7 protein-coding genes and 1 pseudogene are annotated in these 7,129 nt (G+C 46.7%); 6 read left to right on the forward strand and 2 right to left on the reverse strand.

Annotation, left to right across the window (positions count from 1 at the left end; all coding sequences use genetic code 11):
• The first annotated feature begins 25 nt into the window (after window positions 1–25).
• From AACS80_RS09125 to AACS80_RS09140, 4 genes are read left to right on the forward strand one after another with little or no spacing between them, the layout of a single operon-like run.
• Window positions 26–1,378, forward strand: a complete 1,353-nt coding sequence (locus AACS80_RS09125) for a 6-phospho-beta-glucosidase (RefSeq protein WP_138183755.1) — start codon at window positions 26–28, stop codon at window positions 1,376–1,378.
• 12 nt (window positions 1,379–1,390) lie between these two features.
• Window positions 1,391–2,149, forward strand: coding sequence for a chitin disaccharide deacetylase (chbG, locus tag AACS80_RS09130; RefSeq protein ID WP_138183756.1), 759 nt, complete (start codon window positions 1,391–1,393; stop codon window positions 2,147–2,149).
• A gap of 42 nt (window positions 2,150–2,191) precedes the next feature.
• On the forward strand, window positions 2,192–3,448 hold the full coding sequence (locus AACS80_RS09135; protein ID WP_135410489.1) for a Gfo/Idh/MocA family protein: 1,257 nt from the start codon (window positions 2,192–2,194) through the stop codon (window positions 3,446–3,448).
• An 18-nt stretch (window positions 3,449–3,466) separates the two neighbouring features.
• On the forward strand, window positions 3,467–4,378 hold the full coding sequence (locus tag AACS80_RS09140; protein ID WP_135410490.1) for an ROK family protein: 912 nt from the start codon (window positions 3,467–3,469) through the stop codon (window positions 4,376–4,378).
• 44 nt (window positions 4,379–4,422) lie between these two features.
• Here AACS80_RS09140 and agaR read toward each other — a convergent pair whose 3' ends face one another.
• Window positions 4,423–5,193, reverse strand: coding sequence for a transcriptional repressor AgaR (gene agaR / locus AACS80_RS09145; RefSeq protein ID WP_135410527.1), 771 nt, complete (start codon window positions 5,191–5,193; stop codon window positions 4,423–4,425).
• Between the two features lie 489 nt (window positions 5,194–5,682).
• Here agaR and prlF point away from each other — a divergent pair, with 489 nt between their 5' ends.
• Together prlF and AACS80_RS09155 are read left to right on the forward strand one after the other, a co-directional pair.
• Window positions 5,683–6,018, forward strand: coding sequence for a type II toxin-antitoxin system antitoxin PrlF (prlF, locus tag AACS80_RS09150; protein WP_135410491.1), 336 nt, complete (start codon window positions 5,683–5,685; stop codon window positions 6,016–6,018).
• Window positions 6,018–6,214, forward strand: a pseudogene (locus AACS80_RS09155) (type II toxin-antitoxin system YhaV family toxin); the annotation flags it as partial. The gene prlF and the pseudogene AACS80_RS09155, both read left to right, overlap by 1 nt.
• 2 nt (window positions 6,215–6,216) lie before the next feature.
• Here the strand turns inward: AACS80_RS09155 and AACS80_RS09160 are convergent.
• The coding region (locus tag AACS80_RS09160; RefSeq protein WP_138183757.1) for an RNA-guided endonuclease InsQ/TnpB family protein at window positions 6,217–7,129 on the reverse strand (913 nt) is incomplete at its 5' end.

Genomic DNA, 7,129 nt, shown 5'->3' on the forward strand with positions numbered 1-7,129 from the left:
ATTTAATATTGAGTATGGAAGTAACATGAAAAATTTAAAAATCGTTACTATTGGCGGTGGTAGTAGCTATACACCAGAACTCCTTGACGGGTTCATAAAACGCTACGATGAATTACCAGTCAGTGAATTATGGTTAGTTGATATTGAAGAAGGCAAAGAAAAGCTGGACATTATTTTCGACCTTTGTCAGCGGATGGTGATAAAAGCAGGTATACCATTAAAAGTTGTGAAAACTCTGGACCGCCGTGCGGCATTACAGGGCGCGCACTTTGTCACTACACAATTTCGGGTCGGGCAATTAAAAGCGCGGGAAATGGATGAGTTGATCCCACTAAGTCAGGGATATCTGGGGCAAGAAACCAATGGCGCGGGCGGTTTATTCAACGGATTGCGTACCATCCCCGTGGTCTTTGATATCATCAAAGATGTAGAAGAACTTTGCCCCGATGCCTGGATTATTAATTTCACTAATCCTGCCGGGATGGTCACTGAAGCCGTGTACCGCCATACCCAATTTAAACGGTTTATCGGTGTCTGTAATGTCCCTGTTGGGATGAAGAGTTTCGTTCACAAGGCCCTGAAGCTGGGTGCCGACGATGACCTTTCACTAGACATATTTGGCTTAAACCACATGGTCTTTCTTAAAGATGTATGGGTGAATGGACAATCACGTTTTGCTGAATTGCTCGATGGTGTCGTTGAAGGTTTACTTGAGGGAAGTACCGTCAAAAATATTGACAGTTTAACCTTCAATCCTAATTTAATTCGGGCACTTAATCTTCTGCCCTGTGCTTACTTACGTTACTATTTTAAACATAAAGAAATGCTCGCCATTGAGATGGGGGAATTTTATAAAAATGGCGTTCGCGCACAAGTCGTACAGGCATTAGAGAAAAAGTTATTTGATCTGTATAAAAATCCTGAATTAAATACAAAACCTGAAGAACTTGACCTGCGCGGTGGTGCGTATTATTCAGACGCAGCCTGTGCTGTTATTAATGCAATTTATAATGATACGCAAACAGAGCATTACGTTAATATTCCACACAAGGGTAGTGTAAAAAATATTCCTGAAGACTGGACCGTTGAAATGACCTGCATTCTGGGGAATAACGGTGTTACCCCCCATCCGCGCCTCACTCATTTTGACGAAAATGTATTGGGACTCATTCATTCAATCAAATGTTTTGAGATTGCAGCAGCCCGTGCGGCAATAAGTGGTAAGTTTAACGATACGCTGCTGGCTCTATGTCTTAACCCGCTAATGACCTCGGATAACGACGCTGAAAAGTTAGTGCGTGAAATGATCATTGCCCATAAAAAGCATCTGCATCAATTTTCCAGCACCATTGCTGAACTTACCCAATATCATCAATAACAAGGACGCCTTATGCAACGCTTATTAATTGTGAATGCAGATGACTTTGGACTAAGTAAAGGTATTAATTATGGAATTATCGAGGCAGTACGAAATGGTGTCGTTCGCTCAACAACTGCGATGATGAATGCTCCGGCAATTGATCATGCGGCCTCTTTAAGTGCCGAAACCCCACAGCTCGGCGTCGGGTTACATTTTGTTTTGAGCTATGGCGCAGCCTTAACGGATATGCCTTCGCTGGCACGCGCAGGCCAATTAGGTAAATGGATCTGGGATGTCGCGGAGCAAGGGCTATTAAACACAGGTGAAATTGAACAGGAACTGAGATCTCAATATCAACGTTTTATTGATGTATTTAAACGGGAACCCACCCATTTAGACAGCCATCACAGTGTTCATATGATCCCGCAGGTTTATCCCATTGTCGCGCGTTTCGCGCGTGAGAAAAATTTACCATTACGTATCGATCGTTCTGTTCTGCGAGAGAAAAAAATCGATTCGCTGGATGCCAAAAGTAGTGAGGGATTCAGCAGTAATTTCTACGATAATAATATTTCAGAAGACTTTTTTTTGTCACTCCTCGATAACGCCATAAAATGTGATGAAAAATCGCTGGAAATTATGTGTCACCCTGGATTTGTAGATAGCCACTTAATGTCGAGCAGTTACTGCTATCAACGGCTGGAAGAACTTACGGTTCTGACTACACCGTCACTCAAATATGCGATTGAAAAACACGGATTTCATCTTGTTAGTTTTCGTAATTTATAACGTAGCAATTAAGATGAATTTATCAGAAAGGTATTTCTTGATATGAATAAAAATAAAGTCACTGTTTTAGTAATAGGTGCAGGTGCACGTGGAGAAATATATTCCCGCTATGCCCTTGAGCATCCGGACAGAATGCAAGTGGTAGGTGTTGCTGAACCAAGAGAGGCTTACCGCGAGCAAGTTGTGTCCCGGCATACGATCCCGACAGAAAACATTTTTAGCGACTGGAAAGAGGCTGCTGCTCGGCCCAAAATGGCTGATGCTGTACTTATTTGTACGCAAGACAATATGCATAGAGATCCGGCCGTCGCTTTTGCCAATCTCGGTTACCACATTCTGTTGGAAAAACCGCTAGCGCCAACTGAGCACGATTGCCGCATTATCATTGATGCCATCAAACGCAATAATGTCTTATTAGCCGTCGCACACGTTCTTCGTTACACCCGATATACACAAAAACTCAAATCCTTACTCGACAGCGGCATCATTGGCGACATTATCAGTATGCAGCATCTCGAACCCGTCGGTTACTGGCACCAGGCACACTCTTTTGTGCGAGGTAGCTGGCGCAACGAGGCTGGATCATCATTTATGCTGTTACAAAAGTCCTGCCACGATCTGGACTGGATCCGCTACATCATGGGAGACAACTGTAAAATCGTTAGCTCATTTGGCGGGCTCAACCATTTTGTAAAACAAAACCAACCTGAAGGTGCCGCCGAGCGCTGTCTCGATTGCCAGGCAGAAGCAACCTGCCCGTGGTCCGCATGCAAAATTTATGCTGGCGAAGCCCATAAATGTACGCCTCACTTTCGCCACGTGTTAACACCAAATCCTACTGAAGAGAATATTCGTCAGGCCCTGCGTGACGGCCCCTATGGTCGCTGTGTTTATTGCTGCGATAACGATGTTGTTGATCATCAAGTGGTAAACATGCAGTTTGCGCATCAGCAGAGCGTCACTTTTACAATGACTGCCTTTACGAAAATGGAGGATCGTAAAACCCGACTTTTCGGTTCGAAAGGCTATCTGGAAGGCGATGGCGACACCATTCGGTGTTTTGATTTTCTCACCGACCAGGAAACTATTTACACCGTTGAAGAGAAAGACGCAGGCACTCACACCCAGATGGGAGGACACGGTGGTGGTGATTACTATCTGATGGACAGCTTTATCCATGCCGTGATGGCTGACGATCGAGCGATGATTCTTTCAGGACCAGATGAATCGCTCGAAAGTCATTTAATGGTCTTTGCCGCCGAGCGCGCTCGCAAGGAAAATACCCTGGTTGTGCTGTGAAACCAAAGGAGATGAGCGATGTTTTACGGTGTTGATATTGGCGGAACCAAAACAGAGATAGTCGCCTTTGATCAGGATTTACAAATTTGCTGGCGCAAGCGGGTGGCTACGCCTGTTCAGGATTACGCACTTTTTATATCCACATTTGTGTCTCTGATTGATACCGCTGACTGGGCCACGGGTACGCAAGGCAAAATAGGTATCGGGATGCCCGGCGTTATGGATCGGCACACCGGTAAGCTGTTGTCTTCTAACGTTCCCTGCCTGACCGGACGCCAGGTGTTAACCGATCTGGCAAATCGCCTTAACCGCCCGGTGATAATGGACAATGACTGCTGCTGCTTCGCCCTATCAGAAGCGCATACCGATCAAGCTCGTCAATATAGTCGGATCTTTGGCGCGATTATCGGCACGGGTATGGGCGGGGGATTAGTTATTGATGGCCAGTTATACCGTGGCCGTAACCGTATGGCCTGCGAGTTTGGCCATTTACCGCTCCCGGCGACATTTATGCGGCGCTACAACCTGCCTGAATTACAATGCGGCTGCGGTTTGCAAGGGTGTCTTGAACGCTACCAGTCCGGTCCTGGCTTGCTTTGGTTACACAGGCATTTCAGCGGTGAGCAAATCACTATGGAGGCATTGTTAGAAAATCATCAACGTGGCGTTCCCTGTGCCATCACCACCATAAGCGCCTGGATAGATATGGTTGGTTGTACGCTGGCACAGTTGCAGCATATTCTCGACGTGGATGCATTTGTTCTTGGCGGTGGTGTGTCTAATTTCAAGGAAATTTACACGTTATTGCCGAAAGCTATGACGCGTTATCTTCTTCCTGGACTGGAACCTGCGCACGTATTTCCTGCCATTCATGGGGCAACGAGCGGCGTACGAGGCGCGGCGTTGCTGCAAATCGAACATGCAACCTGAATAAAGTAATATGGCTGGCGACGTTTATCTCCAGCCACATTTTCTCACTCATCAGCAATCACAACTTCCACACTCATTTGCGTTAATGCTGCTTTGTAATTCTCTGGAATACCGCTATCGGTAATCAGTCGATCTATCTCGCTCACTTCACCGATCATACAGAAGCTTTTTCGGCCAAATTTACTGGAGTCCGCGACAACAGTAATTTCCTGCGCAACCTGACACATCACTTGATTCAGGTGTGCCTCACCCGGATGTGGTGTGGTAATCCCTGCTTCAAGGCAAAAGCCGTCCACGCCCAAAAACAGCTTATCAAAGCGATACTGCCGGAGTTGGTGTTCTGCCGAAGGCCCATACAGGGAGTAGACGCTCTGGCGAACGTTTCCACCAAGGATCATAACATCCACCCGTTCAAAACTGGCCATTTCCCAGGCGATATTCAAGGCATTCGTCATGACGACTAAATCCCGACGCCCTTTGAGCGAAGCGGGAATTAGCGTAGTCGTTGAACCAGAATCGATAATTAATGTATCGCCATCTTTGACAAAACTGGCCGCTTTTTCGGCAATTCGTACTTTAACATCACGATTGAGGCGATCTTTATCCTGTAAAGGTCTGTCGAGCGCAAAGTGTTGATTCAACACGGCACCGCCATACGAACGCATGACGCAACCTTTTTGTTCCAGATACCGTAGGTCATTACGGATCGTGACACATGAGACACCAAAATGGATGCTGAGCGGCTCAACGCGTACGCTTCCCTGTGCACATAACAAATCAATTATTTGTTCGCGGCGTCTTAAGCTATCCAGCATATTTATCGCTCCCAGAAAAAGTATTTCGTTGCATTCTTGCGTTTTGAAACTTTCATTTTCTATTGAATGCATTACATCAGAAGAAAAGATGTGAATTTGTGAACCCGACAACGGCGTTGATACCTGGAAAAATCGACTCTAGATCTTTCGGTTGACCGCAAATGAAAGTGACAAACTGAAAAAGTGAAAAGAAGAGATTACAAAATAGCGAGTGCTAACGGCAGACAAGCGAAAGCAGAAAGTGGATCCACACCATTAGATCACCGCCTTTTGGGAGAGTGAAGGAGGTCACAGATTTGCAAAATAGTGATTTAAGCGCTGGAGCGCGAGGGGACTGAGCGAGTGATTTGGAAAGCGCCTCGTAAAATGGGAAACATGTTCTCTTTTTTCGTTGGATCTGTCGCTTTCTGCTGCTAATAATGCATTTGCATTACCTTAGTTCAAGCTTGTAATTTGAGCAGAAAACAGGCTGTAAAAGGACAGTGAATAATGCCCACTAATGCTCGCTCTAACGCTGTACTGACCACTGAATCAAAGGTCACGATACGCGGACAAACAACTATCCCCGCGCCAGTGCGTGAGGCCTTAAAACTGAAGCCTGGCCTGGACAGCATTCATTACGAAATTCTGCCTGGTGGGCAAGTATTTATGTGCCGACTGGGAGATGAACAGGAGGATCATACTATGAATGCATTTTTGCGTTTTCTGGATGCAGATATCCAGAACAACCCGCAAAAAACTCGTCCATTCGACATTCAACAAGGAAAGAAACTTGTCGCTGGCATGGACGTCAACATTGATGATGAGATTGGCGACGACGAATAATGGATTTTCCACAAAAGGTTAATGGTTGGGCGCTATATGCTCATCCCTGCTTCAGGAAACCTACGACGCTTTAGTTGCCGAAGTCGAGACATTAAAGGGGAAAGATCCTGAAAATTATCAGAGAAAAGCCGCCACAAAGTTATTGGCGGTAGTCCTTGACATCCTCCACGCCCTGAATGACGAGGATCCCTGCTACGTTCAGGCTGTCGCCTGAATCATTTCGGTGGGTTCCTGCTTCAACGGGCGGCCTGACTGCACCATCCCTCCACAGGCAAGAACGGCGTGTCCCGCCGCTAAAATGTTACGAGCGCCGTTTACATCGGCGTTCGCTGTATATCCACATACCTGGCATCTGAATTTACTTTGTGACAGGCGGTTTTCTTTCGCTGTATGACCACAACACGCGCAACGCTGGCTTGTGTACGCCGGCGGAACAGCAAGCACCTGACCGCCACGCCAGAGCTCTTTGTACTCAAGCTGACGGCGCATTTCATACCAGCCCTGATCCAGTATCGAACGGTTTAAACCTGATTTTGCCCGGACATTGCGCCCCGGCAGGCTGACCGTACCCGCGGCTGACTTTGACATGTTGCTGACCTTCAAATCCTCAATGACTATCATTGCGTGGTTTTTGCTGACGGTCGTTGTGACTTTGTGAAGGTAGTCCCTGCGGATATTCGCGATACGGGAATGCAGACACTGTATTTTGCGTTTCTGCTTCTGCCAGTTGTTGCTGAGTTTGACCTTGCGGCTTAACTGTCGCTGAAGTCTCGCCAGCTTTTTCTGGTTTTTCTGGAAACTGTTTACAGGCTCAAAGACTGTGCCATCTGACAGCGTGGCAAGTTTAGCCACGCCAGCATCCAGCCCGACCATTGATACTGAAGGGTGAACAGGAGTGGATACTTCACTTTCAGTCTGAATACTGATGTACCACTTACCGCAGGACTGGCTGACTGTGACATTTTTTACAACCCCCGTGACCTGACGACTGTTCCGGTAGCGCATCCAGCCAAGTTTCGGCAGAAAAATACGGCTGTTTTCCTGATCGAGCTTAACGCCCTGCGGGTAGCGGAATGCATCATTCTGTCCCCGCTTTTTGAATCGGGGAAAA

It is taken from the genome of Escherichia sp. E4385, assembly GCF_963883145.1.
Lineage (GTDB): Bacteria > Pseudomonadota > Gammaproteobacteria > Enterobacterales > Enterobacteriaceae > Escherichia.

Coding starts and splice junctions, on each gene's coding strand:
- chbG (WP_138183756.1), top strand. CDS start 1,391: ATGCAACGCTTATTAATTGTGAATGCAGATGACTTTGGACTAAGTAAA.
- AACS80_RS09125 (WP_138183755.1), top strand. CDS start 26: ATGAAAAATTTAAAAATCGTTACTATTGGCGGTGGTAGTAGCTATACA.
- AACS80_RS09140 (WP_135410490.1), top strand. CDS start 3,467: ATGTTTTACGGTGTTGATATTGGCGGAACCAAAACAGAGATAGTCGCC.
- prlF (WP_135410491.1), top strand. CDS start 5,683: ATGCCCACTAATGCTCGCTCTAACGCTGTACTGACCACTGAATCAAAG.
- agaR (WP_135410527.1), bottom strand. CDS start 5,193: ATGCTGGATAGCTTAAGACGCCGCGAACAAATAATTGATTTGTTATGT.
- AACS80_RS09135 (WP_135410489.1), top strand. CDS start 2,192: ATGAATAAAAATAAAGTCACTGTTTTAGTAATAGGTGCAGGTGCACGT.